At 47.1% G+C, this 848-nt stretch carries 1 pseudogene and 1 other annotated feature; the pseudogene reads right to left on the bottom strand.

The annotated features are described in order from the left end of the window. Positions 1-797, bottom strand: a pseudogene (locus ACT3RN_RS15920) (IS3 family transposase); the annotation flags it as partial. Beyond that, positions 406-522: a sequence feature (AL1L pseudoknot), on the bottom strand. Its footprint overlaps the pseudogene before it by 117 nt. Positions 798-848: the final 51 nt, after the last annotated feature.

Below are 848 nucleotides of genomic sequence, written 5' to 3'. Positions count from 1 at the left end.
GGCACGAGCGAACACATCAATAACAAAAGCAGTATAAACCCAGCCACTCAGTGTCTTGATATAGGTAAAATCTGCAACCCAAAGCTGATTAGGACGACGGGCATTAAAGTTACGATTGACCAAGTCATCAGCGCGTTTTTGGTCATCACGGCTGGTGGTGGTCATCTTACCCTTACCACGCCAAACGCCTTGCATACCATACTGCTTCATTAATCGCTCTATGGTACACCGAGCAACCTTTAATCCGTCAGCTTTCATCTGCTGCCATACTTTACGCGCACCGTAACGGCATTTACTGTCCTGCCAAATACGTTTAATCTCGCTGATATAATAGTCGTCATGCTGCTGACGCAACGAGCGCTTTTCAGGGCAACTCTCCAAGTCTTTAGTACGGTAGTAGGTTGATGGGGCAATCGGTAGTACTCTACATATTGGCTCGATCCCGTATTTCTGCTTGTGATCATCGATAAATGTGACCATTATTTCGGTGGACGGTCGAGCTCCGCCTGGGCGAAAAAAGCCGCTGCCTTACGTATGATCTCATTGGCCTGTTTGAGTTCTCTGCATTCACGTTCAAGATCTTTAATACGTTGCTCTTGGCTTTGAGCTTGTACCGATGCAGGGATAGTTTGATCTATATGCTTCTTGTGCCATGAGCGCAGGGTTTCAGGCGTGCAGCCAATCTTAGGGGCAATGGCTTGAATAGCTGACCATGTGGAGGGATAGTCGTTTGCTGCTTCGATCAGCATACGAACAGCGCGTTCTTTAATCTCAGGAGTGTAGGTTTGTCTTTTCATTGTCGTATTCTCTCAGAATATTAAGTCTCCGACAATACCGGGGCGGTTCAG

This window comes from Psychrobacter sp. AOP5-GZ1-6 (genome assembly GCF_052376345.1).
In the GTDB taxonomy this organism is placed as follows: domain Bacteria; phylum Pseudomonadota; class Gammaproteobacteria; order Pseudomonadales; family Moraxellaceae; genus Psychrobacter.
Note: the sequence above shows the minus strand (reverse complement) of the source record. Positions and strands in the feature narration are given on the sequence as shown.